Raw genomic sequence first — 26,204 nt, 5'->3', positions numbered from 1 at the left:
CTCAGGGCTTGCGCCGGGGCTTGGATGTCTTGCCTGCCACCTTGGACTTGACGGCCCCCAAGGCCTTCTTACCCAAGGCGCGCAGCGCCTGCACCGGCGATGGCGGCGGCAACTGCGGCAGACCGTGGTCAGCATCGACGGCGACAGACTTGCGCGCTTCAGCCGCCCTGCCCCTGCGGGAAGCGCGTGCCGCAGGTGCGGACGAACCCGGCACCACGGCCGGCTCACTCACGTCGCTTTGACGCACTGGCGCGGCCGGGCGGGACTGGGCACTCGCATATTCAGCCTCCAGCGCGGCCAGGTTCACGCCCTTGACCATAGCCTTCTTGGACGCCTTGCGCCCCTGCTTGCCGGAAGACACCGCGCCATCGGATTCAGACCGGGCTCCGCCGGCACCGCCGGAGTTACGCTGCGCACGCTTTTCCTTGGCGTCGCGGCGCCCCCATTTTTCGCCCTGATGGGCTTCCGTGCGCGCCGGCGCCCTGCCGGAACGACCCGAAGCCGGCTGCTCTTCGCCGTCGCGCACCAGGCGGAAATCGATGCGCCGGCCATCCAGGTCCACACGGCTGACCTGAACGCGCAGCCGCGTACCTATGCCGTAGCGGATGCCCGAGCGCTCGCCCCGCAGTTCCTGGCGCGCCTCATCAAAGCGGAAGTAGTCCCCCCCCAGCTCGGTGATGTGGACCAGACCCTCCACATACATGGCATCGAGCGTGACGAAGATGCCGAAGGTGGTGACCGCAGAGACCACGCCTGCGAACTCCTCCCCCAGATGCTCACGCATGTACTTGCACTTGAGCCAGGCCTCGACATCTCGGCTGGCCTCATCGGCGCGGCGCTCGTTCGCGCTGCAGTGCAGGCCTGCAGCCTCCCAGGCCTGGACCTCGGCGGCAGGCGCGCGCTTGCGCGGCTTCTGGCCGGGTGCACTGACACGCGAGGCCAGACGCTTGGCCAACTTGGCTTCGGCCTCTCCAGGCGTGGGCAGCTCGGGCAGGCGATAGTGCGTGCCTTCAAGCTCGGCCTTGATCACGCGGTGCACGAGCAAGTCGGGATAGCGGCGAATCGGACTGGTGAAGTGCGTATAGGCATCGAAGGCCAGCCCGAAGTGACCCGAATTTTCAGGCGTGTAGAAGGCCTGCATCATCGAGCGCAGCAGCATGGTGTGGATCTGCTGGGCATCAGGCCGGTCCTTGGTGGCATTGGCAATGGCCTGAAATTCGGACGTGGCCGGATTCTCGCCAAGCGCCATACCCACTCCCATGGCCTTGAGGTAGTTGCGCAGGATGTCCTGCTTCTCCAGCGAGGGCTTGTCGTGCACGCGGAACAGGCCAACGCGGCCGCTGTGCTCGATGAAGTCCGCGCTGCAGACGTTGGCGGCCAGCATGGCCTCCTCGATCAGCTTGTGCGCCTCGTTGCGCGTGCGCGGCACGATCTTCTCGATGCGGCCGTTCTCGTCACAGACGATCTGCGTCTCCGTGGTCTCGAAGTCCACGGCGCCGCGTGCTTCGCGCGACTTGAGCAGCGCCTGGTACACCCCATGCAGATTCAGCAAGTCGCCCACGCGATCGGAGCGCTTGGCAGCCTCCGGGCCACGCGTATTGGCCAAGATGGCAGCCACCTCGTTATAGGTGAAGCGCGCATGGCTGTGCATCACCGCGGGGTAGAACTGATAGGCATGGATATCGCCCTTTGCAGTGATCAGCATGTCGCAGACCATGCACAGGCGATCCACATCGGGATTGAGCGAGCACAGGCCATTGCTGAGCTTCTCGGGCAGCATGGGGATCACGCGGCGCGGGAAATAGACGCTGGTGGCACGGTCATAGGCATCGATATCGATGGCACTGCCCGTGGTCACGTAGTGACTCACATCGGCAATCGCCACCAGCAGGCGCCAGCCCTTGCCGCGCCCGACCTTGGCAGGCTCGCAGTAGACGGCGTCGTCGAAGTCGCGCGCATCCTCGCCATCGATGGTGACCAGGGGCACATCGGTCAGATCGATGCGATTCTTGCGATCGGCAGGCCGCACCCTGTCCGGCAGGGCCTTAGCCTGTGCCAGGCAGGCATCGGAAAACACATGGGGCACGCCGTACTTGCGCACCGCAATCTCGATCTCCATGCCGGGATCGTCGACCTCACCGAGCACTTCAATGATGCGCCCCACGGGCTGGCCGAACAGTGCAGGCGCCTCGGTCAACTCCACCACGACCACCTGCCCGATCTTGGCCGAACCCGTCGCGTTGGCAGGGATCAGGATGTCCTGGCCATAGCGCTTGTCTTCGGGAGCGACCAGATACACGCCGCTTTCCTGCAAGAAGCGGCCAATGATGTTGTGCGCAGGCCGCTCGATGATCTCGACCACGCGGCCTTCAGGCCTGCCGCGGCGGTCCTGCCGCACGATGCGAACCTTGACACGGTCCTTGTGCAGCACCGCACGCATTTCATTGGGAGGAAGGAAGATGTCGCCTTCGCCGTCATCACGGATGACGAAGCCATGTCCGTCGCGGTGCCCCTGCACACTGCCCCCGATTTCGTCGTTCGCGTCGGCACTTTTTGCGTGAGGGTTCATTTTCTTGGTATACAATCTAAATCTTTCCTGAGATGCCCAGGTGGCGGAATTGGTAGACGCACTAGTTTCAGGTACTAGCGGGTAACTCCGTGGAGGTTCGAGTCCTCTCCTGGGCACCAAGTTTAACGACAACCTGCAGAGGTTGCGGTGAACTGAGGAACTATCTTCACAAGAAGGTAGCTCCCTGGCTTCATGACTTGGCCGATCACAGTCTCAAGAAAAAATCGAAGATCAGGACTTCGCTGCAAAAAATGCAGTAGAATTTCAGCTTCAGCAAGCCCAGGTGGCGGAATTGGTAGACGCACTAGTTTCAGGTACTAGCGGGTAACTCCGTGGAGGTTCGAGTCCTCTCCTGGGCACCAAGTTTAACGACAACCTGCAGAGGTTGCGGTGAACTGAGGAACTATCTTCACAAGAAGGTAGCTCCCTGGCTTCATGACTTGGCCGATCACAGTCTCAAGAAAAAATCGAAGATCAGGACTTCGCTGCAAAAAATGCAGTAGAATTTCAGCTTCAGCAAGCCCAGGTGGCGGAATTGGTAGACGCACTAGTTTCAGGTACTAGCGGGTAACTCCGTGGAGGTTCGAGTCCTCTCCTGGGCACCAAACATGAAAAGGCCGTTGCACATGCAACGGCCTTTTTCTTTGCCGTTTCCGAAAAGCGACGTCACGCGCCTCTCGCCAGAAAAATTTCACGAAAATCTTTGCAAACCTGCCCGGCACATCGCTTTCGCGCTATATAATTTGCTTACTCTGAAATGCCCAGGTGGCGGAATTGGTAGACGCACTAGTTTCAGGTACTAGCGGGTAACTCCGTGGAGGTTCGAGTCCTCTCCTGGGCACCAAACATGAAAAGGCCGTTGCACATGCAACGGCCTTTTTCTTTGTCGATCCCGATAGTCGACGGGCCCGCGCTTCACACCGCAAAAAGTTCACGAAAATCTTTGCAAGCCGGCCCGGCACGTCGCTTTCGCGCTATATAATTTGCGTACTCTGAAATGCCCAGGTGGCGGAATTGGTAGACGCACTAGTTTCAGGTACTAGCGGGTAACTCCGTGGAGGTTCGAGTCCTCTCCTGGGCACCAAACATGAAAAGGCCGTTGCACATGCAACGGCCTTTTTGCTTGGGTGCGTACATGGATGCCTCCATCCCAAGCACCATCAGGTATCGGCAGGGCCAAAAAAAAAGGGAGCCGACGGCTCCCTTTCTTGACGATGAGGGTCTCAACCCCACCCCGTCACTTGCGCAGCAGTTGCTTGAGCACGTTCTGCAGGCGGCGTGCGGTGGCGTCATCGCGTGCCGATGCCAGCACCCGCGCGGCATCGCTGCCCCAGGTTTCCTGCGGGGCCGGATCGTTGCGGCGCGTCAGCAGTTGCAGCTGCAGGGCACGGCGGGCGCTCAGATGCTCTGCAGGCGTGGGCACGTCGGCAGCCATTTCAAGGCGCAGCAGGGCTTCACCCGCATCACCCTTGGGCGCCTGGGCCAATGCCTGCGACCAGGCGCTGCGCACTTGCGCAGACACGCGACCGCCGAGCTGCTGGGCCGCCGGAATCTGCGTAGCGTCACGCGATTCCCAGGCTGCCATCAGCTGGGTCAGCGCTTCGCCATGGGCCTGGGCCGCGAGCTTGCGCAGAGCGTCCTGCGCATGCTCCATGGCTTCACGCTGGGCACGGAAGGCCGGATCGGCCAGGCGCGGACCGCGCTCTTCACGCGGTTCGCGGCCAAAGCGGCCATTGTCACGGTTGTCGCGTCCGTCCCTTCCATCGCGGCCACGGCCACCGTCGCGGCGGTCGCCAGGACGGGCAGCGCGCGCACCACCCTCTTCCTTCTTCATGCCGGGACGATCATCCCCGCGCACGGCAACCACGGGGCGCGCCGGCGCCGTCTTCGCTTGCGATTCTTCCGAGCCGGCCGCAGCCACTGGCGCCTGTTCCGGCTGGGCAGCGTTGACGGAGGCATCGGCACGGCCGCGCAGCGCCTGCTCCAGAGCCTCCACCGCAGCGCGGATTTTCTGCACGTCACCCGATGTGTTGGCAGCTTCCACGGCCTGCGAAGCCTCCAGTACGCGGCGGTCATGGTCGCTGAGCTGCACGGCTGCGGCCCGGGAACCACGCTCGCTGCCCTTGCGGTTGAAAGCCTCGTCCAGGGGCTTGCGGAAGGCGTCCCACAGCTTTTGCTCGTGCTTGCGATCCAGCGGCACGGCCTGCGCCTCGGCCTGCCAGCGCTGCTGCAGTGCCTTGACGGCATCGATGCGCAGGCTGGGTGCGGCGCCCAGCGCCGTGGCCTCGTCGATCATGGCGTGGCGGCGCTGCAGGCTGGCCTTTTGCGCAGCATGCAACGGAGCCTCGGCCAGGGCCATGGCCTGCTTGAACTGGGGCTGCAGCTCGGCAAACAGTTTTTCACCGATATGACCGCTCTCGCGCCAGCGTTCAGCGAACTGGCGCAATGCGCGGGCCGCACCCTTGAGATCTTCGCTGGCGGCCTGCTGCGCTGCCCAGGCCTTGATCTCTTCGATCAGCGCCAGGCGCTGTGCCTTGGACTGGGTGGTTTCCGTGCGCAGCTTGTCGTGCCAGGACTCGACCACCTTGTGGGCCGCGTTGCAGGCTTCGTCAAACTTCTTCCAGAGAGCGTGGTTGGCCGCGCTGCCCTGGTCGGCCAGCTTCCACTGCTCACGCAGGCTGCGCAGGGATTCCTGGATCTTGCGACCGCCCAGCGCCTGGCCTTCAGGACGGTTCAGCAGAGCTTCCGCCTTGGCAACCAGCTCCTCACGCAGCTTGTCTGCGTTCTGGCGCGGCCAGCCTTCGGCTTCGCCTGCTGCCAAGAGGGCCTCGTGCACCTTGGTGACCAGTGCGTCGTCCACCAGACGACCATGGGCCTTGATGGCGGCACGCACGGCTTGCACGGCAGCGGAGCCAGCCTTGCTTTCGCCAGCAGCCGTCTCGGCCTGGAGCTGTTCCAGCGCCTGGGTCAGGGCAGCGCTGGCGGCAGCCACCTGCTCAGGCGACGTCTTGGCCTTGGGCTGCGCTGCGCTGCGGCCGGCAGGCGCTGGCTTGGACGGCTCGGCGGCCGCTGCCTCGGGAGGCAGGCCACGCGCCACACGCAGTTCATCGGCCCACACGGGCACGGTGGGCAGCGGGGCTGCTTCGTCCGCTGCGGCGGCCTCGGTCAGCGCAAGGGCAGACTGGAAGGCATCCCAGACAAGGATCAGCTGTGCGCTGGCGGCTTCCAGCTGGGGCGGGAAGCGTCCATCCACGCTGGCCCAGTTGGCATCGCCGGTGAGCTCGCCGGCCTGCTCCTGCCAGCGGGCCACGTCGGCGCGCAGGTTGTCGAGCACAGCCTGGGCGTCGCGCCATGGCTTGGTGGACAGGACTTCGATGCGCTGGGCCAGCAAGACAGCCACTTCGCGCTGGACCTGCACGCGATGCTGCAGTTCCTCGATGGCCTTGACGCGCTCGGCCAGTTGGGCCTTGTACTGCGACAGCGGCTCACGCGACAGCGGGGCGCCTGCCTTGGCGGCGTCGCGCTGCCAGGCGATGGCGTCGGCGGCATTGAAGGGCGATGCGACCAGCAGTGCCTGGGCCTTTTCAGCCCATTCCACTGCGATCTTTTCCTGGTCCTTGGTGCGGCGGATTTCATCCAGACGCTCACGCACGGCGCGGGCCGCGCTCTTGTCGCGCGCGCTCAGCTCCTTGAGGACGTCCTGCAATTGCTCGACCGAAGGCTGGGTTGCCAGCCAGTCGCGGATGCGCGAGGCGCGATCACCCGAGGTTTCGGCGGAGAAGGCACCGCCCGTGAGCACATCCAAGGGGTGTTGTTCAGGATTCTTGGCAGAAGCAGGGCTCACTTCAGGTGCATCGGACATGGTGCTGCGGGGGGAAAGAGAAGACATGAATCAATCGTTGAATGCCTGGCTGCCGCGGGCCGCCAGACGCGGCCGGCCGGGCTGCATGCGGGCATGCTAGCCGGGCCGGGAAAACCATATTCTCGCCGTTATTTGAAGCGGAGCCAAAACCGGGCTACTGTGCGGACAGGCTGAGCTGGGCGCGCGGGCTCCATTCCTGGTCGTCGGAATCCAGTTTCGGGGCCCCGAGAAACAGGCGCTCGAGCGGCAACTGCTGCTGCGCCAGATAGTCGCGAACGGCCACGCCGCGCGCCAGCGCCAGCTCGCGCATGGCATCGTCGGGCACGGTGATCTGCTCCAGCAGCAGGCTGCGCATCTGGTCGGTGGGCAAGTCCTTGGCCATGCCGATGACATTGCGCGGCTTGGCAAAGTCGGCACGGCTGTAAAGCGCCTTGGTCAAAGCCGGCACTTCGGCAGCAGACAACTCGGTCACCGATTCTGCCGATTTGCCCTCGCGCAGCACCTGGCGGCGCTTCTGGGCCAGCAACAGGCGATCGAGTTCGGCCTGCTTCCAGGCCTCCTTGTCCTGGGCCTCGCGCGCCTCGCCGATCACGGTGAGCCTGAGGGCCGGGCGCTCCTTGAGGGAGGCGACCACCTTGTCCAGGCTTTCGCGGGCCTTGGCATCGATCTGGGATCGGCCCGGCGCAAAGGCCACCACGCCCGACTCGCCGCTGCCGCCAAATGCGCCCGACAGCAGCGAGAACGGCGAGGTGACGGCCTTCATGATCAGGTTGCCGATGATCTTGAAGATGACTGGCGCCAACCTGAATTGCGGGTCGTTGAGCGAGCCGCTGACCGGCAGGTCCAGGTCGATGACGCCGTTGCGGTCGGCCAGCAATGCCACGGCCAGGCGCACGGGCAGCGAGGCCGGCGCACCTTCGACGGCTTCGCCGAAGGTGAGCTGGTGCAGCACCAGCTTGTTGCGCGCCGTGAGCTGGCCATCGGGCTCGATCTTGTAGCTGACATCCATGCTGAGCTTGCCGCGCTCGATGCCATGGCCCGCGTACTTGATGGAGTACGGCGACAGCGGCGGCAGCTCCAGATCGCGCATCTGGGCGCGTATGTCCAGGGCCAGCGGCTTGGCCAGCGGATTGACCTGGCCGGTGATCTCCAGCGAAGCCGTGCCCTGGGCGCGGCCGCGCAGCTCCACATCCGCCAGTTGCGGCCCCTGCTCCCCGGCCGGCTGTTCGGACGAGAAGGCGCTCAGGCGGCCGGCCAGCTCGCTGAGGTCAGCCGAGTAGTTGGGCTGGATGAAGTAGTCGGAGAACTGCACCTTGCCGCCCGTCAGCACGATGGGGCCGATCTTGATGACCGGTGCAGGCCCGGAAGCGGCCTTCGGCGGGACGGGCTCGGCAGGAGCCGCCGCGCCATCCGCAGCCGGCGCGGTGTTTTGCTCCAGGGACTGCTGAGACTGGGCCGACTTGACGATGTCCTGCAGATTGATGCGGCCATTGCGCTGCACGATCACGCGTGCAAAGAAGTCGCTGAGCGCCGTCTCGCGCACGCTCAGGCGCAGCGGCTGGGCGGGCTGCATCTGCAGGTCCAGGCCACGCACGGCCAAGGTTTTCCAGGCGACGAGTTCATCGCGCAGGCCCAGGCCCAAGGCAGCCGATCGAGCCTTGGCCCGGTCGGCCGTGGATTCGCTGAGCACGGCTGCCACGGCGCCTGCGGCCGTGCTGGGTGCGCCCTGCCCCGCAGCCTCACCCCCGGCTTGCACGGGCGAGGCCAGCGCGGAACGCATGCGCAAATCCACCAGTTCGACATCGCCCTGCACCATCAGCTCGGGGCCGGCAGGCTGGCTGGCAAAGCGCAGCTGACCCAGGAAATTGCCATCGGCGCGCACCAGCTCCACATTGAGCATGTCGGCAAAGTAGGGCTCCAGCGCGTGCAGCGGCAGGCTGCGCGCCTGCAGCCTGCCCTGGAGCGACAGTGGCGCCAGTCCCAGATCGCCGCGCAGGCTCAGCGATCCTGCCTGGACACGCCGGCCCGAGCCGACCTGGGCGGACAGCTCCAGCGGCGTGGGAGCGGACTTGGCCGCCAGCGGCTCGATGGCGCCCAGGCGCAGGCGCAGTGAACTCAGATCCAGGGACACGGTGCGCGCCGAATCGGCGTTGCGCACGGGCGCTTCGTCACGCAGCGCAACGGCGCCACCGTCCACTTCCACGGCCTGCAGCCTCAGACCCCAGGGCCTGGGCTTGTCCTTGGCGGGGTCCGGCGTCGCAGGTGCCGAGGATACGGGTGGCAGCCATTGCTCATACATCCACCGGCCCTGGGCGTCGCGCGACACGCCCAGCTGCGGCTTTTGCAGCGCCAGGCGCCCCACGAAAACCTGCTGGCTGGCCAGATTGACCTGTACCTGCTCCAGCTGCAGGCGCGCGATGTCGACCGGCGCGGCCTTGTCCTTGAGGCTCAACTGCTCCACGCCCAGTTCGGCCACCTGCACCACCATGGCGGAGCCGCTCCAGCCCAGGCCGGCGTCGGTGCTCAGCAGGCCGGTCAGCTCCGGCTTGAGATGGGCAGACAGATACGGCGCCGCCAGTTGCAGAGGCAACTGGCGCGCGGAGACGGCCAGTTGCCCCTGCCTGTCGGTCATGGCGCCGCTCAGCCTCAGTTCGGCGGGTTTTGCGCCCTCTCCTGCCGCTGCAGACTGCACCTGCATGCCGGCATCAAATTGCAAAGGCTGCTCCAGCGGCCAGCGGACATCGCGCACTTCCAATGACAGCTGGCGCGCCTGCAGCGCCGCACCCGACTGGCCTGCGCCGGGCGACGCATCGCGCCAATGCACCGTGGCATCGGCAATGGCCAGCCTGTCCAGGCTCACCCTCCAGGGCTGGGGCGCCTCGGAGGCAGGCTTTTCCACTGCCGGCCTGGAATCGGAGGCAGAGCGACTGCCCATCGCCATCCAGTTGATGCGGCCTTGCGCATCACGGGCCGCGAAAATCTCTGGAGCGCTCCACTGCACGGACTCCAGCTCCACCACCGACTGCAGGGGCTGCACGTTCTTGAGCACGGCCGCCAGGCGCTCGAAACGCAGCAGGGGCGCCTCATCGCGGTCAAGCAACTCGGCACCGGACAGGCTGACCTCGCCGGTGATCCGCACCACGGCCTGCTCGGCCTGCACAAAGGAGATGTGCAGATTGGTATCCAGCACGCCGGAGCGCGGCTTGACGGGAGCATTGGCGGGCACATAGCCCAGGTAAGGCGTCAGGTCCACGCCCTGCCAGCTCAGATCGACGGCCGTCTGGCGCTGGTCGGTGAAAGGCGTGCTCTGGGCACTGGATTCAAAGCGGCTGCCGTTGAGCGCGAAGGACAGGTGCGGCAGCACCTTGATCTCGCGCTTGGACTCCAGATTGCTGATGAACGGCAGCTTCAGCTGCAGCTGATCCAGCATGTGCTCACGCTTCTGGACATCGTCCTGCAATTGCACGCGGCCGTCGCGCAGCGCAATGTTGTACAGCGCAAAGCCCAAGGGCTTGGCCGGCGGCGTATCGCTGGGCTCGGCCAGCCGGGCCAGCACATCATCCACATCGAAGTGCCCCAGGCTCTGCTGCGTGAGGCGCAGCACCGGCGCATCGACCTCGATGGCATCCAGGACAGGCGCCAGCCTGAAGAGGGACTGGATACTGGCATTCACATAGATGCGGTCGACCTGCAGCTGTGGCGACGACGGCGCGGGTTCTGCCTGCCCTGCGCCCGCCGGCTGGCTTTTGGCAATGCGCAGATCACGCAGGGTCAGCTCCAGCGACCAGGGCCGGAACTCCACTGCCCCCACATGGACCTGGCGACCCAGCTTGGCCGATGCCTGCTTTTCCAGCTGGCTTTTGGCGACAACGGGCACCAGCGCCCACAGCAGCAGCCACAGCAAAAGAAACGCTGCAAAGGCGATGGCCAGCCTGCGCAGCCAGCGGTGCTTGAAGAGAAATTGCATGGGGCTCTAATAACTAGTACGGCGCCATCCTGGACAGAGGACGCAGCGGTGGCTGCATTGCATCAGAAATTGGGCTGGCAGCAAGACCTCAACCCGCATCACCGCACATTTCTTGACGTTGCAGTCACCCTGGAACGACAAAGCCCGGAAGCCTTGAACCGGCTTCCGGGCTTTACGGCAGGCACAAGTCCTGGCCGTTTTCCGCAGTCAAGGAGAGGATGGTCCTTGCTGCTCGGAAGCAAGAGATTGCTTCCAGGAAGGCCGCGGAAGAAGACTTGAACGACTGTGCCCGAACCATCGAACACCACTTTTACCCGTCTTCCACCTTGGCGAGACGACTGCAGGAGCAGTCGCCTCCAATATAGAAGGACGCAGGCCAGGCCTGCCAGTGCTTTTGCATTTCATTGCAATTTCATGAAGCCCTGTACAACCGCCGCAAGCGCCCCACATCGGTAGCACGCAACCTGCTCTCAAACACTCAGAAACTGTGTTTGCATCCATGGTTTGTTATTATTCATCGATCTAACAAACGCACTTCATAGTGTTGACCGTGTATTTGGTGAACTCCTAGAATCCGCCAGCGCTCGAATAGAGCGTTTTTTGTTTCTGCTGCCTCACGACTGAGCAGATCCCGCAGGCCTACAACGCAATGGTGCACCAAGCGCCAGCCTCCCGGATCCGCAGCACCCAATCCAGGGTGTCAGCCTCACCGGCCTTCGCTTCGGCGAAGGCCGTTTCGGGTTGGTGCCCCTAGAAAGGAAAAAGCTATGCCAGCGTCAGGAAAATTTTTCGCCGCCGCGCGAACGTTCGCCATCGATGTGGCCAACGGTTTTCTTGCCATCATCCACAACAGCTTCGCCCTTCTGGGCCTGGCTGTGGCCTTCCTGGCCATTACCTTGTTCGCCCGTCCCGACCTGCGCGATGCCGGAGAGAGCCAGCTGCGCTCCTGGCTGACCGCTCGCCAGATGGCCGAGCTGGGTGCGCCCGTCGAACTCGCGGCCAGCGACCGCGCGACGGCGACCAACCCGAAGAACCTGCCCAAGGATCAGGCGGCCGTGGCCTTCTGGCTCAGCAAGAAGTACCGCGTGGCGCCCGAGCCCATCGCGGCACTGGTCAGCGAGGCCTACGACCTGGGCAAGGTCAACCGCCTGGACCCGACGCTGATCCTGGCCATCATGGCCATCGAATCCAGCTTCAATCCGTTCGCGCAAAGTGCTGTCGGCGCGCAGGGCCTGATGCAGGTGATGACCACGGTGCATACCGACAAGTACGAGAACTTCGGCGGCCAGAACGCCGCGTTCGACCCCGTCAGCAATCTGCGCGTGGGCGTGCGCGTGCTCAAGGAGTGCATTGAGCGCGCCGGCTCCATCGAAGGTGGCCTGCGCTACTACGTGGGCGCGGCCAACCTGCCCACCGACGGCGGCTATGCCGCCAAGGTGCTGGCCGAGCACCAGCGCCTGCGCATGGCCGCCGGCCTGCGTGCCGTGCCGCTGATGACCGCCAAGATCGAGCAGCCCAAGCAGGCCGTCCAGATCGCAGCCACCAAGCCGGCCACATCCACGGCCGAGGCAGCCGGACCTGCGGCCTCGGCAGCGTCCGCTGGCACCCCGGCAGTGCCGGTCAGCTCGAGCAGCATGTCCGCGCGCACCGAACAGGTGGCCCTGCAGACACAGGAGCCGGCGCTGTAACCGGAACCACCGACATGGCGCACGAAGCTGGCTAAGGCCAGCTTTTTTCATTCCTGCCTGTACCCGCTGATCTGCCAGGCAGGCGGCTTTGCCAACGCCCCTCGCCTGTCTTCGGCTCCATCAGCTCAGCTACACTAGCGGGGTACGCAACTGGCGATAGGCGCAGCCGCTTCACGCACCGCTGCCGCTGACGTGGAAACCAGCAGAAGGCCTGAAAAGAACCACCTTCTGTGAACCACCGGGGAGCGTACCGCCCAGCCTCCATGCGCACGCGGGATCTGGAGTGTTCCGCCGTTCGCCTGGGCAGCCCTTGGCCTCAAGGGAATTTCAAGTTCACAGGACTGCCATGTTTCAACGCACCAATACCGTCGAGAAGGTCGACGCCGAAGTCTTTGCCGCCATCCAGGCCGAGAACCTGCGTCAACAAGAACATATCGAGCTGATCGCCAGCGAGAACTACTGCTCGCCCGCCGTGATGGAAGCCCAGGGCTCCCAGCTCACCAACAAGTACGCAGAAGGCTATCCAGGCAAGCGCTACTACGGCGGCTGCGAGAACGTCGATGTGGTCGAGCAGCTTGCCATCGACCGTGTCAAGAAGCTGTTCGGCGCCGAGGCCGCCAACGTTCAGCCCAACTCCGGCTCCCAGGCCAACCAGGCCGTGCTCATGGCCTTTGCCAAGCCCGGCGACACCATCATGGGCATGAGCCTGGCCGAAGGCGGCCACCTGACGCACGGCATGCCGCTGAACATGTCGGGCAAGTGGTTCAACGTGGTCTCCTACGGCCTGAACGCCGAAGAAGCCATCGACTACGACAAGATGGAAGCGCTGGCGCGCGAGCACAAGCCCCGCATCATCGTGGCCGGCGCATCGGCCTACGCCCTGGCCATCGACTTCGAGCGCTTCGCCAAGATCGCAAAGGAAGTCGGCGCCATCTTCTGGGTGGACATGGCCCACTACGCCGGCCTGATCGCCGCGGGCGTGTACCCCAACCCCGTGCCCCACGCCGACGTGGTCACCACCACCACGCACAAGAGCCTGCGCGGCCCGCGCGGCGGCGTGATCCTGATGAAGGCCGAGCATGAGAAGGCCATTAACAGCGCCATCTTCCCCGGCCTGCAAGGCGGCCCGCTGATGCACGTCATCGCCGGCAAGGCCGTGGCCTTCAAGGAAGCACTGTCTCCCGAGTTCAAGGCCTACCAGGAGCAGGTCGTGAAGAATGCCAAGGTCGTCGCCGAAACGCTGACGGCCCGCGGCCTGCGCATCGTCTCCGGCCGCACGGAAAGCCACGTCATGCTGGTGGACCTGCGCGCCAAGGGCATCACCGGCAAGGCGGCCGAAGCCGCGCTGGGTGCCGCCCACATGACGATCAACAAGAACTCCATCCCCAACGATCCCGAAAAACCGATGGTGACCAGCGGCATCCGCGTGGGCACGCCCGCCATGACCACGCGCGGCTTCAAGGAAGAGGAAGCCCGCCTGACGGCCAACCTGCTGGCCGACGTGCTGGAGAACCCCAGCGACGAAGCCAACCTGGCCCGCGTGCGCGCCCAGGTGGCCGAGCTGACGGCCCGCTTCCCGGTCTACGGCGCCTGATTTGAGCGCATAGAGGCCTGCCATGAAGTGCCCGTTCTGCAGCCACCCGGACACCCAGGTCGTGGAGACCCGTGAGGCCGAGGATGGGGGCTTCATCCGCCGCCGCCGCCAATGCGGCGGCTGCGACAAGCGCTTCACCACCTATGAGCGGCCCGAGGTCAGCTTCCCCGCCATCGTCAAGAAGGACGGGCGGCGCATCGAGTACGAGCGCGCCAAGCTGCTGGGTTCGTTCAAGATTGCGCTGCGCAAGCGTCCCGTGAGCACGGAGCAGATCGATGCCGCCATCGAGCGCATCGAGGAACGGCTGCGCAACCTGGGCGAGCGCGAAGTGCTCTCCAGCCGCCTGGGCGAGATGGTGATGCGCGAGCTCAAGCTGCTCGACAAGGTCGGCTACATCCGCTACGCCAGCGTCTACCGCAGCTTCGAGGACGTGGACGACTTCAAGAACGTCATGGATGAAGTCCGCAATCCTGGCTGATCAGGCCGGCAGGACACAAGAAAGCCGCCCTTGGGCGGCTTTCTCTTTGGCGTCCTGGCAGCGCTTTCAGGGCGCCGCGGCAGGAATCGGCGCCAGGCCTGAATCGACGTCGCCGCACTGGGCGCGGTGGCGCAGGGCGTGGTCCATCACCACCAGGGCCAGCAACGCTTCGGCGATGGGCGCGGCGCGGATGCCCACGCAGGGGTCATGGCGGCCCTTGGTGATGACTTCGGTGCTCTGGCCCTGGGTGTCGATGGACTCGCGCGGCGTGATGATGGAGCTGGTGGGCTTGATGGCGATGCGCACCTCCAGATCCTGGCCCGTGCTGATGCCGCCCACGATGCCACCGGCGTTGTTGCTGCGAAAGCCTCCAGGACTCAGCGAGTCGCCGTGCGTGGTGCCGCGCTGGACCACGCTGTCGAAGCCCGCGCCGATCTCCACGGCCTTGACGGCGTTCAGGCCCATCATGGCGTAGGCGACGTCGGCATCGAGGCGGTCATACAGCGGCTGGCCCAGGCCCACCGGCATGCCACTGGCCTGCACGCGCAGCGCGGCGCCGCAGGAGTCGCCCGACTTGCGCAGCGCATCCATGTATTCCTCGTAGCGGGACACATCGGCCACCGGCGCAAAGAAGGGATTGTTGCGCACATGCTCCCAGCTCTCGAAGGGCAGCGACAGCTCGCCCACCTGGGTCATGCAGGCGCGGAACTCGGTGCCGAATTTTTCCTTGAGCCACTTCTTGGCCACGGCGCCGGCCGCCACCGTGGGCGCCGTCAGCCGTGCGGAGGAGCGGCCGCCGCCGCGCGGATCACGGATGCCGTACTTCTGGAAGTAGGCGTAGTCGGCATGGCCGGGACGAAAGCTTTGCGCAATGTTGGAGTAGTCCTTGCTGCGCTGGTCGGTATTGCGGATCAGCAAAGCGATCGGCGTGCCCGTGGTACGGCCTTCGTAGACACCCGAGAGGATTTCCACCGCGTCCGGCTCGTTGCGCTGCGTCACGAACTTGCTGGTGCCGGGGCGGCGGCGGTCCAGGTCGTGCTGGATGTCCGCCTCGCTCAGTGCCATGCCAGGCGGGCAACCGTCGATGACGCAGCCGATGGCCGGGCCATGCGATTCGCCGAAGTTGGTGACAGTGAATAGGGTTCCGAAGGTGTTGCCGCTCATAGGCCGATGATTATGCCCGGGTCGCCCCCAAGCGCCGCTCCCGCTGCAGCGGTGCATTGCGCAGGCAGCCATCTCCCGCAAAGAAACAATAAAACTATCAAATTACAAATATTGATAGCTAGAATTACAGAACATTGTTCTTCAACCGCCTGCGGACCATCCCTCAGGCACCAGCCGCAACTTGCGGGAGATTCGTGAAATGCAGACCTCTTCCGGCTCAACGCAACGCCAGGATCGCAGCGATCCTGCGAGCAGCACTCCACCGCCCTCACCCATCCTTCAACAGGATGCCGGTGACCAGAATCTTCACCCCACCCTGATGACCATGCTGCTGGTCTCAGCCAGGCCCGATGATTTCAGAACCCGCAACCGGCTTGCCCAGGCCAAGCAGTACATGCGGGCCCGGCTAGATGACCCCGAGCTCAAGCCCCTGCAGGTGGCCCAGGGCCTGGGCATGTCGCTGCGCAGCCTGGCGCGCCTGTTCGCCACCGAGGGACTGACTCCCAGCCGCTGGCTCTGGAACGAGCGCCTGGCCCAGGCCCACCTGCTGCTGCAGGCCGACAATGCGCGGCGCGTGACCGATGTGGCGATGGCCTGCGGCTTCACCAGTTTCTCGCACTTCAGCCGCGTCTTCAGGCAGGCCTATGCCGTGCCGCCCAGCGCCTTGCTCAAGCCCCGGCGCAGCAGCGTGCATTGAACGGGCTTGCGCCCGGCCGTAAAAAACCAAGGCCTGCGCCGCGTTCTGCGGTCGCAGGCCTTGCTGCATGGGCAGGGACGGTCTTGCCGCGACCGGATGATCAGTCCGCGCCCTGGCGCTCGCCTTCGGGCCAGTCGCGGATATAGGCCTTGAGCATGCGGTTCTCGAAGTTCTGGCTGTCCACCACGGCCTTGGCCACGTCGTACAGGCTGATCACGCCCATCAGCATGCGCTTGTCCATCACCGGCATGTAGCGCGCATGGCGGTCCAGCATCATGCGGCGCACCTCGTCCATGTCGGTTTCCATGGTGCAGGTCATGGGAGCGTCGTCCATGGCCGAGCGCACCAGCGTCTCGCCCACGCCGCCGTGCTTGACAAAGCCCTGGATCACTTCGCGGAAGGTCAGCATGCCGACCACGTCGCCGTGCTCCATGACCACGAGGGAGCCGATATCGCGCTCGGACATCACCTGCACCGCGCTGGCCAGGCTTTCGTCCGGCGACACCGTGTAGAGGGTGTTGCCCTTGACGCGCAGGATGTCACTTACTTTCATGCCGTATCTCCAAGATTGTCTGTGTCGCCGTGGTTGCGGCAAGCCCATGTCTGCCGGGAAATATAGCCCACAATGCCCGCTTGCCTTGACAACCATGGAGACAGGAATGCCCGGCTACTCGGATCCCGGCTTTGACACTCTGGCGCTGCACGCGGGCGCACAGCCCGACCCCGCCACCGGTGCGCGCGCGACGCCCATCCACCTCACGACCTCGTTCGTCTTCGAGTCCAGCGACCATGCGGCCTCTTTGTTCAATCTGGAGCGCCCCGGCCACGTCTACAGCCGCATCTCCAATCCCACGAACGCCGTACTGGAGCAGCGCGTCTCGGCCCTGGAAGGGGGCGTGGGCGCCATCGCCGTGGCCAGCGGCCAGGCGGCGCTGCACCTGTCGGTGGCCACACTCATGGGCGCGGGCAGCCACATCGTGGCCAGCACGGCGCTGTACGGCGGCTCGCAGAACCTGCTGCACTACACGCTGGCGCGCTTCGGCATAGAGACCACCTTCGTCAAGCCCGGCGACATCGACGGCTGGCGCGCCGCCGTGCGGCCCAATACCAAGCTGTTCTTCGGCGAGACCGTGGGCAACCCGGGCCTGGACGTGCTCGACATTCCCACCATCAGCGCCATCGCGCATGAGGCCGGCGTGCCGCTGCTGGTGGACTCCACGCTGACATCGCCCTGGCTGATGAAGCCGCTGGAGCATGGCGCGGACATCGTCTACCACTCGGCCACCAAGTTCCTGTCGGGCCACGGCACCGTGGTCGGGGGCATCGTGGTGGATGGCGGCAGCTTCGACTGGGAAAAATCGGGGCGCTTCCCGGAGCTGACCGAGCCCTACGACGGCTTCCACAACATGGTGTTCAGCGAGGAAAGCAGCACCGGCGCCTTCCTTCTGCGCGCACGCCGCGAAGGCCTGCGCGACTTCGGCGCCTGCATGAGCCCGCACACGGCCTGGCTGATCCTGCAGGGCATAGAGACGCTGCCGCTGCGCATGGAGCGCCATATCCGCAACACCGAGAAGGTGGTGCAATTCCTGGCCAGCCATCCGCTGGTGGGCCGCGTGGGCCACCCGCTGCTCGATACCCATCCCTCGCACCAGCTCGCCAAGAAGCTGCTGCCGCGCGGCGCAGGCTCGGTGTTCAGCTTCGACATCAAGGGCAACCGCAACCAGGGCCGCAAGTTCATCGAGACGCTCAAGGTCTTCAGCCACCTGGCCAACGTGGGCGACTGCCGCAGCCTGGTCATCCACCCTGCCAGCACCACGCACTTCCGCATGAGCGACGAGGCGCTGGCCCAGGCCGGCATCGGCCAGGGCACGATCCGCCTGTCCATCGGGCTGGAAGACGCAGACGACCTGATCGACGACCTCAAGCGCGCCCTCAGGGCGGCCGAGAAGGCCGCGTGAATCGGCAAGGGAGACACCAACAATGAAGATCGATGTTCACGGCCACGCCATCTACGCCTATACCGGCGGCAAGGCCTTCAATCCCGCACAGCCGACGGCCATCCTCATCCACGGCGTGCTGTGCGACCACAGCGTCTGGGCACTGCAAAGCCGTTACCTGGCCAACCACGGCTGGAACGTGCTGACCATAGACCTGCCGGGCCACTGCCGCAGCGCAGGCGATGCGCCGGCCAGCGTGGAGGCGGCGGCGGATTTCATCGGCCAGCTCATGGATGCGGCAGGCATCGAGAAGGCCGCGCTGGTAGGCCACAGCTGGGGCAGCCTGATCGCCATGGAAGCGGCCGCGCGGCTGGGCGCGCGCGTCAGCCACCTGGTGCTGGTGGGCACGGCCTACCCGATGAAGGTCTCGCCTGCTTTGCTGGACTCCGCGCTCAGCACGCCCGAGCAGGCCATCCACATGGTGAATGTGTTCTCGCGCGCCACGCTGGCGCCACCCAGCGGCGCAGGCAGCTGGGTGTTCGGCGCCGGCATGGCGCTGGGCCGGCGCGTGCTGGCCAGCAATGACCGCACCAACCTGCTGCACGCCGGCTTCAAGGCCTGCGACAGCTATGCGGGCGGCGAGGGGGCCATGGCGGCGCTGCAATGTCCGGTCCTGTTCGCCCTGGGCGAGCAGGACCAGATGACGCCGCCCAAGGCCGCCAAGGGCCTGATCGAGGCGGCCCGGGCCGCGCAGCGCCAGGTCAGCATCGTGCACCTGCCCAGCGGCCACAACCAGATGACCGAGGCGCCCGACCAGACGCTGTTCGCCATCCGGGATTTCCTGGCGCGCTGAGACCGGCCGGGTCCTGCCCGCAGGGCAGGCACGCACTCACTCACGCACTCACGCCCCGCGCGCGGGGAAGATGCTCTTTTTCACGAGCGCGTGCACGCCCCAGTTGCCATCCACCACCTGGGTGATGCCGAAGTCCACGGCGATCGACATCAGCGAGATGGCCTCGTCCTCTCCCAGCCCCTGGGTGGTCATGAGGAAGTGGCGCATCTTGTGATAGGCGTCGCGCAGAGCCAGGTCCACGGAAGACTTCTTGAAGATCTGGTTTTGCGCATCCGGCCCCAGCTCCGCCAGATAGTTGGCGTAGCTGAAGCCGTGCAGCAGCCATTCGTCCTGGGTTTCGAGCAGCGGATACGCCAGTTCGGCCAGCGGCGTTCCAGGCAGGTCCGCCTTCTTGTGCAGGATCAACTGGAAGGTGCCGGTCAGCGAGCACTCGATGGCCGTGCCGCACAGCTCGGAATCCCCCTGCGAGGCATGCGGATCGCCCACGGTGAAGTTGGCCCCTGGCACGGCCACGGGGAAATACATGGTCGCCCCCTTGCCGATGCGCCAGTTGTCGATGTTGCCGCCCGTGTGGTTGGGCGGAATGGAGCTGGCCATCTCCACCTCGGCCGGCGCCACGCCGATGGTGCCGAAATGCGGGCGCACGGGAACGCGGATATTGCGCAGCACGTTATCGTTCTTGCTGATCGTGCGGTGGTCCACGGGCACGCCCGGATAGTCGATGGTCGGGTGGACCACGCCGAAGGGGTCGGTCTGCGGCGTCCAGCGGTAGTTGTAGACGGCGCGGGCCCAGTTGCGCTCGCCGGTCGCATCCACCTCGTAGATGGTGACCACCTCGCGCTTTCGGGGCTCGGTGAGCGTGTCGCCATAGTGAAAGCCCCAGTTCGCCGCCGCATTGCTGCCGAAGGTCCGGCCCTTGAACTGCGGGTTGCCCGAGGGGCGCGGCACCACATCAATGATGCGTACTTCCAGCACATCGCCGGGCTGGGCGCCCTTGATGCGTACCGGCCCCGTGCAGATGTGCACGCCCTGGCCCCCACCTGCGCCGTTCTTGGCATCCATGGGACCGGCACCCCGGCGATCGACGTTCTTGCGCTGGCTGTCCCAGTGGAACACGCTCTCGGCGCCAGGGTCGCCCCGGACCATGCGTTCGGCATCGTCATTGGCATGGTGGGTCAGCGTCTCCATGGTCACGTAGTCGCCCGATTCGACTTCGACCACCGGCTTGGCCGATCTGCTGAAGTAGCCCCAGAGCACGGTGCTGGCAGAGGCGGGAATGTAGTAGTGGCTGGCCATGCCCTGGCCGGCCCGGGCGCCAGGCGCACCCTGGGCAAAGGCCCGGGACGGTGCCATCGCACCGCTGATGGCGCCGGCCGAGACCGCGCCGCCACCGACCACCATGGCGTCGCGCAGGAAGGAACGGCGTGCAACCTGGAATTCCTCGCGGATCAGCGTCTCATCGGCTGGCGAAGCACCGTGCTGGCAGCCCGGGCCGCAGATATGTTCTTGGTGGGGGATGGTCATCGAAAATACTCCTGCTGTTGTGGATCGGTGCCGGCAGCGCCAGTGTCCAGGCGAGCATGTCCAGGCCGGTTGTTCCTGCGCGTACAAAAACTTGTCGCGGCTGCCATCCGGTGCGCCGGGCTTGGACAGGCAGTACGCGGCAGTTCATAGTTCGCCCCTGATGCACGACGATCCAAGACGCTTTTCCACCCACGCATTTCCCGATGCCTTGCGGCAGGCTGCGCTCAATGAGGCGCTGTCCAGGGCAGACATCCATGGCGAAGCGCCCACGCCACCGGCCACCCACCTGGCGCTGCGCAGCTCGCCACTGGGATCGGTATTCATTGCGCTGGCCACCTCGCCACTGACGCTGCGGGCCGTGGCCAAACGGCTGCGCGGCCCGGGCCTGCTGCTGTGCGCCTTGCTGCAAGGCAGCGCCGATGCGGTGGTCGAGGACGCCGCGTTCCCGCTCAAGGCCGGCTCCGCGCTGCTGCTGGAGTCAGACCGGGACTGGCAGCTGCAGTTGCCCGGCGACGGCCGCCTGCTGCTTGCGCGGCTGGAGTCCTCGAGCTTTCTGCTGCGCCTGCTGCGCTCGTGCCCGCCCGAGGCCAGGCACATCGGCGGGACAGGCGGTGTGGGGGCCATGTGCATGGCAATGGCGGCCTCACTGGCAGAGCAGATCGACACACTGGCACAGGACGATCTGCTGTCGGTGGAGGCCACGCTCACCGACATGCTGGTCACCTGCCTGACACCGCGCGCCGGCAATCCCGACCAGGAGCAGGCCGAGGCGACCGAGCCGCCCAGCGCCGTGCAGCTTGGCCATCTGCGCCGCATCTGCCGCGCCATCGAAACCCGGCTGGGCGATGCCGAGCTGTCCATCGATGCCATCGCCGAAGCCGAGGGGCTGTCCACGCGCTATCTGCAAAAGCTGTTCAAGGGAGCGGCCACCAGCTTCAGCACCTACCTGCGCGAACGCCGGCTGGAGCGCTGCCGCATGGACCTGAGCAACCGCTCGCTGCAGCATTTCTCCATCGCCGAGCTGTGCTTTCGCTGGGGCTTTGGCGATGCCGCCAACTTCAGCCGTGCCTTCACGGCCCGCTATGGCCTGTCCCCCAAGGCCTATCGCGCCAGTCCGGCGCGCGTGCAGGATGCGCCGCCCGGCCAGCGCGGACGCCCCTCGCCCGCCGAGAGCGCTGCGCAGGGTGCAGAACCGGCCGCAGCGCGCCTGGCACACAGCCCGTTCCAGGCCCTGCTGCGCGACCATGCACGCTACGCCCAGGCGCTGGCCCTTGTGCCCAAGCGCTCGGCGCACGCAGACAATGGCGGTGCGTCGCCCCAGCATTACTATCTTCCGGTCTCCGACAAGACCGTGCACTGGGGCTACCTGAGCCGTTCACTCAAGCCCGTGCTTTCGGTGCGCTCGGGTGACGTGGTGACCATGGAGACGCTGACCCAGCATGCCTCGGACGACTGGGAACGCATGATCGAAGGCGATCCGGGCGCCGAAAGCGTGTTCCACTGGACCGCAGCCCAGAAGGCCGTGGACCGGCGCGGCGCGGGCCCGATGGACGCCTCGATCTACGGCCGCGGCGCGGGCGAGGGCTTCGGCGTGCACATCTGCACCGGCCCCGTCTATGTGCATGAGGCCGAACCTGGCGACCTGCTGGAGATACGCATCCTCGACGTGCAGCCACGCCCCAGCTGCAGCCCCGCCCACCACGGCCGTGTCTTCGGCAGCAACGCCGCCGCCTGGTGGGGCTTTCACTACCGCGACCAGATCACGGAGCCCCGCCAGCGCGAAGTGGTCACCATCTACGAAATCGACCACGCACTGCCCGAGGAGCCCACGGCCCGCGCTGTCTACAACTACCGCTGGACGCCGCAGACCGACCCCTTCGGCGTGGTCCATCCGACCATCGACTACCCGGGCGTGCCCGTGGACCCCGCCACCATCACCCGGCGCTTTGGTGTGCTGGACAAGGCACGCGTGCCGCTGCGTCCACATTTCGGCATGCTGGCCGTGGCACCGCGAGAGGCCGGCCTGATCGACTCCATACCGCCGAGCTACTTCGGCGGCAACCTGGACAATTGGCGCGCCGGCAAGGGCGCGACGCTCTTCCTGCCCGTATCGGTGCCAGGCGCGCTGTTTTCGGTGGGAGACCCGCATGCATCCCAAGGCGACTCGGAACTGTGCGGCACGGCCATCGAATGCTCGCTGACCGGCAGCTTCGAGCTGCGGGTGCACAAGCGCGCCGCGCTGGACAACCGCTTCCTTGCAGAGCTGGACCACCCTTTCCTGGAGACCGGCTCCGAATGGGTGATACAGGGCTTCAGCTTCACCGACCACCTGGCCGAACTGGGCAGCCAGGCGCAGTCCCAGGTCTATCGCAAATCATCGCTGGAAGGCGCCATGCGTGACGCTTTCCACAAGGCAAGGCGCTATCTGATGCTGGCCCACGGGCTGGACGAGGACGAGGCCGTATCACTGATCTCCGTGGCCGTGGACTTCGCCGTGACGCAGGTGGTGGACGGCAACTGGGGCGTGCACGCCGTGATCAAGAAGAAGCTGTTTCCGCCGGAGCTCTCGGCGTCCGCCCAGGCGGGCCACTGAAGCCCACCCGGGATCAGACCCGTGCCAGAAAGCGGGCGATGCGCTGGGCAATGCGCTCGGGCTGCTCGCGATGGGGAACGTGGCCGCCACCGGCCACGATCTCCACCTCCACAGGGCCGCGCGCCCGGTCGCGGATACGCTCGGGGTGGACCAGGGAGCCGAACTCGTCATGCTCGCCGTGGATGGCCAGCACCGGGCAGCGCACGCGCTCCAGCGCCTCGTCCAGCCGGTAGTCGGCAAATGGCTGCGACAGCCAGGTATCGACCCAGGCAGACAGCACCCAGGCGGCCTTGTCGCCGTGGTATTTCTCCAGGCGCGCCAGCTGGCCCGGCCGGGCGAAATCCTGTTGGGCCGCACGAATGCCCTGCAAGGTGCGATCTTCCACAAAGGCCTGGGCGGACTCCGTGATCACCGCCTTGCACTGCGCGCCATATCGGGCCGCCACCATGGCGGCCATGCCGCCGCCCACGCTGTGGCCCAGCACAATGAAATCCCCAAGGCCCAGCCCCTGGTGCACCGCCGGAAACACGGTCTCTGCCTCCCGGGCCACAAAGCCCGGCCCCAGCGTGCCCGGATAGGGGTCGGACTGGCCAAAGCCCAGCCGGTCGTAGGCCAGCACATCGCGGCGCGTGGCCTCGGCCAGTTGCTGCGGGAAATCGCGCCACAGCGCTACCGAGCCCAGCGAGTCGTGCAGCAGCACGATGGGCGCGCGCGCCGGGCCTTGCTCGCCTTCGCCGGCCGCCGGCGCCTGCCAGCGCCTGACGTAGATGCTGCCCTGCGGTGTGGGAATGCGGATTTCGTTCAAGGATGCGGGGATGTCGGTCATGCACGAGGAAGGCATCGAAAAAAAACTCCATGCCGGTCGGCGCCGGCCCGGCAGACATCATGCGCCTGCATGCCGCCAGAGGGCGACACCGTGGCGACGCGCGGGGCGGAATGCGGCAGCTTTTGTCTCTCTCGGGGCAGCTTTTGCGAACCTGGGCGCGCGGGTTCCTCCGATGGTGAGCGGCAAGGCAGCAGCGTATAAGTTGACCCTACCCCATGCTTGCGAAGGCCTGCCATGTCACACGCTTCCGCTCCCCTGCCCGGCGCCGCACAGGCTGCCGTGGACCCGCGCCAGTTCAAGAGCTTTGCCGAGTTCTATCCGTTCTACCTGCAGGAGCACAGCAACCGCACCTGCCGGCGCCTGCACTTCGTGGGCTCCACGCTGGCGCTGCTGTGCCTGTTCGCGCTGTTCCTGACCGGCAATTTCTGGTTCCTGCTGGGCGGCCTGCTGTTTGGCTACGGCTTTGCCTGGATAGGGCATTTCGGCTTCGAGAAGAACCGGCCCGCCAGCTTCAAGCGCCCGCTCTACAGCTTTCGCGGCGACTGGGTGATGTGGCGCGACATCCTGACGGGCCGCATCCCGCTCTAGACCGGAGCCTGCGGCCTTTGCTCCAGCAGATCGGCCAGCGTCATGCCTGCCAGCCCCGTGCGATCCCACAGCGGCTGCACGGCCGGCGACGGCGCCAGCAGCAGACGCTGCACCAGCGGCTGCAGCGGCGTGCGATGGGGCTCCACCAGCAGCATGTAGCGGGGCTCGGGGCCTTCGCTGGCCGCCACAGTGCCGGGGGCCTGCACCGTGCCCACCCAGTCCAGCACCGACAGCGCCTGCAGCACCGGATCGATCTGCTGCCAGTCCACACGCAGGCGCCGCGCCAGATCACTGGCGTACAAGCCCTTGGCGGGCGACTCGCGCTCCTGTGCGAGGTACTGCAGGATCTCCACGGCCATCTCGAACTGCCAGCCCTGCTGGCCCGGCATGCGCTGCACGCCCGCCATCACGATGGGCAGGTAGGCCGTGACCACGGCGCCCAGCAGCACGATGACCCAGGCCATGTAGATCCAGATCAGCAGGATGGGCAGCGTGGCGAAGGTGCCGTAGATGACCGAATAGGTAGGCACCGAGGCCAGGTACAGGCCCAGCGCCTTCTTCGCCAGCTCCATGCAGGTGGCCACGAACAGGCCGCCCACCCAGGCATGGCGCCAGCGCACCGCCGTGTTGGGCACGTAGTGGTACAGGCCCGCCATGCCAGCGGCCAGCGCCAGGAACTCGATGGAATCGAAGATGAAGCGCAAGCCTTCGGGCAGCGCATTGACCAGCCCGCGCGAGGCCGACATCACATAGGAAGACAGCACCAGGCTCAGGCCCAGCACCAGGGGGCCCAGCGTGATCGCCGCCCAGTAGATCAGCACGCGCTGGCCCAGCGGCCGCAGCTGGCGCACGCGCCAGATGTTGTTGAGCGTGCGGTCAATGGTGAGGATCAGCGCCACCGCCGTGATCACCAGAATGGAAAACCCCGCCATGCCCAGCTGGCTGGCCTTGGAGGCGAACTGCGTCAGATAGCCCAGCACCTGGCGCGCGATGGTCTCGGGGATCAGGCTGTCGATCAGCCAGCGCTCCAGCACGATCTGCACGCGGGAGAAGATGGGAAAGGCCGTGAACAGCGCCAGCGCCACCGTGAAGAACGGCACCAGGGCCAGCACCGTGGTGAAGGTCAGGCTGCTGGCGGTCACGCCCAGCCGGTCCTCGCGAAAGCGTTCGCGCAGCGTGTGTGCGGTATTGCGCCATGGAAAGCAGCGCCAGCGTTCGCGCCACGATCTCGGCACCGCAGGCTCGGGCGGCTCGGCCAGGGACAGGCTGCGCTCCTGGGCAGGAACGGGCAGCGCCAGGGAGCCATCCTCCAGGCCATCGACGGGCTCCTTTTCGGGGCCGCCGCTCATCGCCCCATCTCCGCCGCAAGGCGCATGTCTGCAGCGGGCGCGGCCATCCAAGCAATCACATGTTCAAAGGTCAAGACCATGGCCGATATGATGCCACCCCGATGACTGATTCCATTTCTCGCCCCGGCGCCGATGTCGCCGCCACCCGCTGGCTGGCGGTCTCCAGCCTCATGGGCCTGATCGTGCTGAGCCTGGCCTGGGAACTGTGGCTGGCGCCCATGCGGCCCGGGGGCTCCTGGCTGGTGCTCAAGGCCCTGCCGCTGGCGATTCCGCTGATCGGCCTGCTCAAGCACCGCATGTACACCTACCGCTGGGTCAGCCTGCTGGTGTGGATCTATTTCACCGAGGGCGTGGTGCGCGCCTGGAGCGACCCCGCACCCGGGCGCTGGCTGGCGCTGCTTGAAGTTTTCCTGTGCCTGATGCTGTTCACCGCCTGCGCCCTGCATGTGCGCTGGCGACAGCGCAGCGCGCGCCGCGCGGCCCAGGCGGCCGGCGGCTGAGCCCTCCGTTTTCAT

General features: G+C 65.9%; 17 protein-coding genes, 5 tRNA genes and 1 riboswitch. Of the genes, 14 read left to right on the top strand and 8 right to left on the bottom strand.

The features are described 5' to 3' along the window. Position 1 precedes the first annotated feature (1 nt). A complete protein-coding gene (rnr, locus tag PO605_RS13280; protein ID WP_017404495.1) occupies positions 2-2,569 on the bottom strand; it encodes a ribonuclease R in 2,568 nt (855 codons plus the stop codon). 34 nt (positions 2,570-2,603) lie between these two features. Here rnr and PO605_RS13275 point away from each other — a divergent pair. From PO605_RS13275 to PO605_RS13255, 5 genes are all read left to right on the top strand, one after another. Beyond that, a tRNA-Leu gene (locus PO605_RS13275) sits at positions 2,604-2,688 on the top strand. Positions 2,689-2,846: 158 nt separating this feature from the next. Next, positions 2,847-2,931: transfer RNA gene (locus tag PO605_RS13270), tRNA-Leu, on the top strand. A 158-nt stretch (positions 2,932-3,089) separates the two neighbouring features. Further along, positions 3,090-3,174 (top strand) — tRNA-Leu (locus PO605_RS13265). Between the two features lie 154 nt (positions 3,175-3,328). Beyond that, positions 3,329-3,413: transfer RNA gene (locus PO605_RS13260), tRNA-Leu, on the top strand. 155 nt (positions 3,414-3,568) lie between these two features. Continuing rightward, positions 3,569-3,653: transfer RNA gene (locus PO605_RS13255), tRNA-Leu, on the top strand. Between the two features lie 153 nt (positions 3,654-3,806). On the opposite strand, the gene PO605_RS13250 is transcribed toward PO605_RS13255, so the two are convergent. Both PO605_RS13250 and PO605_RS13245 read right to left on the bottom strand, forming a co-directional pair. Continuing rightward, positions 3,807-6,431 (bottom strand): DUF349 domain-containing protein, encoded by a 2,625-nt coding sequence (locus PO605_RS13250; RefSeq protein WP_047469040.1) that lies wholly within the window; start codon positions 6,429-6,431, stop codon positions 3,807-3,809. A 154-nt stretch (positions 6,432-6,585) separates the two neighbouring features. Continuing rightward, positions 6,586-10,398: a DUF748 domain-containing protein gene (locus tag PO605_RS13245; protein ID WP_047469037.1), complete on the bottom strand. Its 3,813-nt coding sequence runs from the start codon at positions 10,396-10,398 to the stop codon at positions 6,586-6,588. Positions 10,399-11,165: 767 nt separating this feature from the next. Here PO605_RS13245 and PO605_RS13240 point away from each other — a divergent pair. The 3 genes from PO605_RS13240 to nrdR all read left to right on the top strand — a co-directional run bounded on the left by PO605_RS13240 (position 11,166) and on the right by nrdR (position 14,158). Continuing rightward, complete coding sequence (locus tag PO605_RS13240) at positions 11,166-12,086, top strand: lytic transglycosylase domain-containing protein (protein WP_016447496.1); 921 nt, start codon at positions 11,166-11,168, stop codon at positions 12,084-12,086. A gap of 136 nt (positions 12,087-12,222) precedes the next feature. Continuing rightward, positions 12,223-12,398, top strand: a riboswitch (ZMP/ZTP riboswitch). Positions 12,399-12,432: 34 nt separating this feature from the next. After that, positions 12,433-13,680, top strand: coding sequence for a serine hydroxymethyltransferase (gene glyA, locus PO605_RS13235; RefSeq protein ID WP_016447497.1), 1,248 nt, complete (start codon positions 12,433-12,435; stop codon positions 13,678-13,680). A gap of 22 nt (positions 13,681-13,702) precedes the next feature. Next, on the top strand, positions 13,703-14,158 hold the full coding sequence (gene nrdR / locus PO605_RS13230; protein WP_012206755.1) for a transcriptional regulator NrdR: 456 nt from the start codon (positions 13,703-13,705) through the stop codon (positions 14,156-14,158). A 66-nt stretch (positions 14,159-14,224) separates the two neighbouring features. Here the strand turns inward: nrdR and aroC are convergent, their stop codons facing one another. Beyond that, positions 14,225-15,322: a chorismate synthase gene (gene aroC / locus PO605_RS13225; RefSeq protein WP_016451332.1), complete on the bottom strand. Its 1,098-nt coding sequence runs from the start codon at positions 15,320-15,322 to the stop codon at positions 14,225-14,227. 319 nt (positions 15,323-15,641) lie between these two features. Between aroC and PO605_RS13220 the strand changes: the two genes are divergently transcribed. Continuing rightward, complete coding sequence (locus PO605_RS13220) at positions 15,642-16,019, top strand: helix-turn-helix domain-containing protein (protein ID WP_223275132.1); 378 nt, start codon at positions 15,642-15,644, stop codon at positions 16,017-16,019. Between the two features lie 100 nt (positions 16,020-16,119). On the opposite strand, the gene PO605_RS13215 is transcribed toward PO605_RS13220, so the two are convergent. Next, a complete protein-coding gene (locus tag PO605_RS13215) occupies positions 16,120-16,572 on the bottom strand; it encodes a CBS domain-containing protein (protein ID WP_012206758.1) in 453 nt (150 codons plus the stop codon). Positions 16,573-16,678: 106 nt separating this feature from the next. On the opposite strand from PO605_RS13215, the gene PO605_RS13210 reads away from it, so the two are divergent. Then, complete coding sequence (locus tag PO605_RS13210; protein WP_047469027.1) at positions 16,679-17,977, top strand: O-acetylhomoserine aminocarboxypropyltransferase; 1,299 nt, start codon at positions 16,679-16,681, stop codon at positions 17,975-17,977. A gap of 22 nt (positions 17,978-17,999) precedes the next feature. Then, complete coding sequence (locus PO605_RS13205) at positions 18,000-18,809, top strand: alpha/beta fold hydrolase (protein WP_047469025.1); 810 nt, start codon at positions 18,000-18,002, stop codon at positions 18,807-18,809. 48 nt (positions 18,810-18,857) lie between these two features. Here the strand turns inward: PO605_RS13205 and PO605_RS13200 are convergent, their stop codons facing one another. Continuing rightward, positions 18,858-20,333: an acetamidase/formamidase family protein gene (locus PO605_RS13200; RefSeq protein WP_047469023.1), complete on the bottom strand. Its 1,476-nt coding sequence runs from the start codon at positions 20,331-20,333 to the stop codon at positions 18,858-18,860. Positions 20,334-20,493: 160 nt separating this feature from the next. Here PO605_RS13200 and PO605_RS13195 point away from each other — a divergent pair, with 160 nt between their 5' ends. After that, positions 20,494-22,926: an acetamidase/formamidase family protein gene (locus tag PO605_RS13195; RefSeq protein ID WP_047469019.1), complete on the top strand. Its 2,433-nt coding sequence runs from the start codon at positions 20,494-20,496 to the stop codon at positions 22,924-22,926. 13 nt (positions 22,927-22,939) lie between these two features. On the opposite strand, the gene PO605_RS13190 is transcribed toward PO605_RS13195, so the two are convergent. Further along, positions 22,940-23,767: an alpha/beta fold hydrolase gene (locus PO605_RS13190; protein WP_047469015.1), complete on the bottom strand. Its 828-nt coding sequence runs from the start codon at positions 23,765-23,767 to the stop codon at positions 22,940-22,942. 219 nt (positions 23,768-23,986) lie between these two features. Between PO605_RS13190 and PO605_RS13185 the strand changes: the two genes are divergently transcribed. Then, positions 23,987-24,340, top strand: coding sequence for an Mpo1-like protein (locus tag PO605_RS13185; RefSeq protein WP_016447505.1), 354 nt, complete (start codon positions 23,987-23,989; stop codon positions 24,338-24,340). Here PO605_RS13185 and PO605_RS13180 read toward each other — a convergent pair. Then, positions 24,337-25,689, bottom strand: a complete 1,353-nt coding sequence (locus tag PO605_RS13180; RefSeq protein ID WP_017406725.1) for a YihY family inner membrane protein — start codon at positions 25,687-25,689, stop codon at positions 24,337-24,339. The genes PO605_RS13185 and PO605_RS13180 overlap by 4 nt on opposite strands. Before the next feature lie 101 nt (positions 25,690-25,790). Here PO605_RS13180 and PO605_RS13175 point away from each other — a divergent pair, with 101 nt between their 5' ends. After that, positions 25,791-26,189 carry a DUF2069 domain-containing protein gene (locus tag PO605_RS13175; protein ID WP_016451330.1) on the top strand — a complete coding sequence of 133 codons (399 nt, stop codon included), beginning with the start codon at positions 25,791-25,793 and terminating at the stop codon, positions 26,187-26,189. Positions 26,190-26,204: the final 15 nt, after the last annotated feature.

This window comes from Delftia sp. DT-2 (genome assembly GCF_028401915.1).
GTDB lineage: Bacteria > Pseudomonadota > Gammaproteobacteria > Burkholderiales > Burkholderiaceae_C > Comamonas > Comamonas tsuruhatensis.
The sequence above is the reverse complement of the archived record's forward strand: the minus strand, read 5'-3'. Positions and strand labels throughout refer to the sequence as shown.

What these genes read in the sequence shown, in the direction of transcription:
- rnr (WP_017404495.1), bottom strand. Translation starts at nt 2,569, where the DNA reads ATGAACCCTCACGCAAAAAGTGCCGACGCGAACGACGAAATCGGGGGC.
- PO605_RS13250 (WP_047469040.1), bottom strand. Translation starts at nt 6,431, where the DNA reads ATGTCCGATGCACCTGAAGTGAGCCCTGCTTCTGCCAAGAATCCTGAA.
- PO605_RS13245 (WP_047469037.1), bottom strand. Translation starts at nt 10,398, where the DNA reads ATGCAATTTCTCTTCAAGCACCGCTGGCTGCGCAGGCTGGCCATCGCC.
- PO605_RS13240 (WP_016447496.1), top strand. Translation starts at nt 11,166, where the DNA reads ATGCCAGCGTCAGGAAAATTTTTCGCCGCCGCGCGAACGTTCGCCATC.
- glyA (WP_016447497.1), top strand. Translation starts at nt 12,433, where the DNA reads ATGTTTCAACGCACCAATACCGTCGAGAAGGTCGACGCCGAAGTCTTT.
- nrdR (WP_012206755.1), top strand. Translation starts at nt 13,703, where the DNA reads ATGAAGTGCCCGTTCTGCAGCCACCCGGACACCCAGGTCGTGGAGACC.
- aroC (WP_016451332.1), bottom strand. Translation starts at nt 15,322, where the DNA reads ATGAGCGGCAACACCTTCGGAACCCTATTCACTGTCACCAACTTCGGC.
- PO605_RS13220 (WP_223275132.1), top strand. Translation starts at nt 15,642, where the DNA reads ATGACCATGCTGCTGGTCTCAGCCAGGCCCGATGATTTCAGAACCCGC.
- PO605_RS13215 (WP_012206758.1), bottom strand. Translation starts at nt 16,572, where the DNA reads ATGAAAGTAAGTGACATCCTGCGCGTCAAGGGCAACACCCTCTACACG.
- PO605_RS13210 (WP_047469027.1), top strand. Translation starts at nt 16,679, where the DNA reads ATGCCCGGCTACTCGGATCCCGGCTTTGACACTCTGGCGCTGCACGCG.
- PO605_RS13205 (WP_047469025.1), top strand. Translation starts at nt 18,000, where the DNA reads ATGAAGATCGATGTTCACGGCCACGCCATCTACGCCTATACCGGCGGC.
- PO605_RS13200 (WP_047469023.1), bottom strand. Translation starts at nt 20,333, where the DNA reads ATGACCATCCCCCACCAAGAACATATCTGCGGCCCGGGCTGCCAGCAC.
- PO605_RS13195 (WP_047469019.1), top strand. Translation starts at nt 20,494, where the DNA reads ATGCACGACGATCCAAGACGCTTTTCCACCCACGCATTTCCCGATGCC.
- PO605_RS13190 (WP_047469015.1), bottom strand. Translation starts at nt 23,767, where the DNA reads ATGCCTTCCTCGTGCATGACCGACATCCCCGCATCCTTGAACGAAATC.
- PO605_RS13185 (WP_016447505.1), top strand. Translation starts at nt 23,987, where the DNA reads ATGTCACACGCTTCCGCTCCCCTGCCCGGCGCCGCACAGGCTGCCGTG.
- PO605_RS13180 (WP_017406725.1), bottom strand. Translation starts at nt 25,689, where the DNA reads ATGAGCGGCGGCCCCGAAAAGGAGCCCGTCGATGGCCTGGAGGATGGC.
- PO605_RS13175 (WP_016451330.1), top strand. Translation starts at nt 25,791, where the DNA reads ATGACTGATTCCATTTCTCGCCCCGGCGCCGATGTCGCCGCCACCCGC.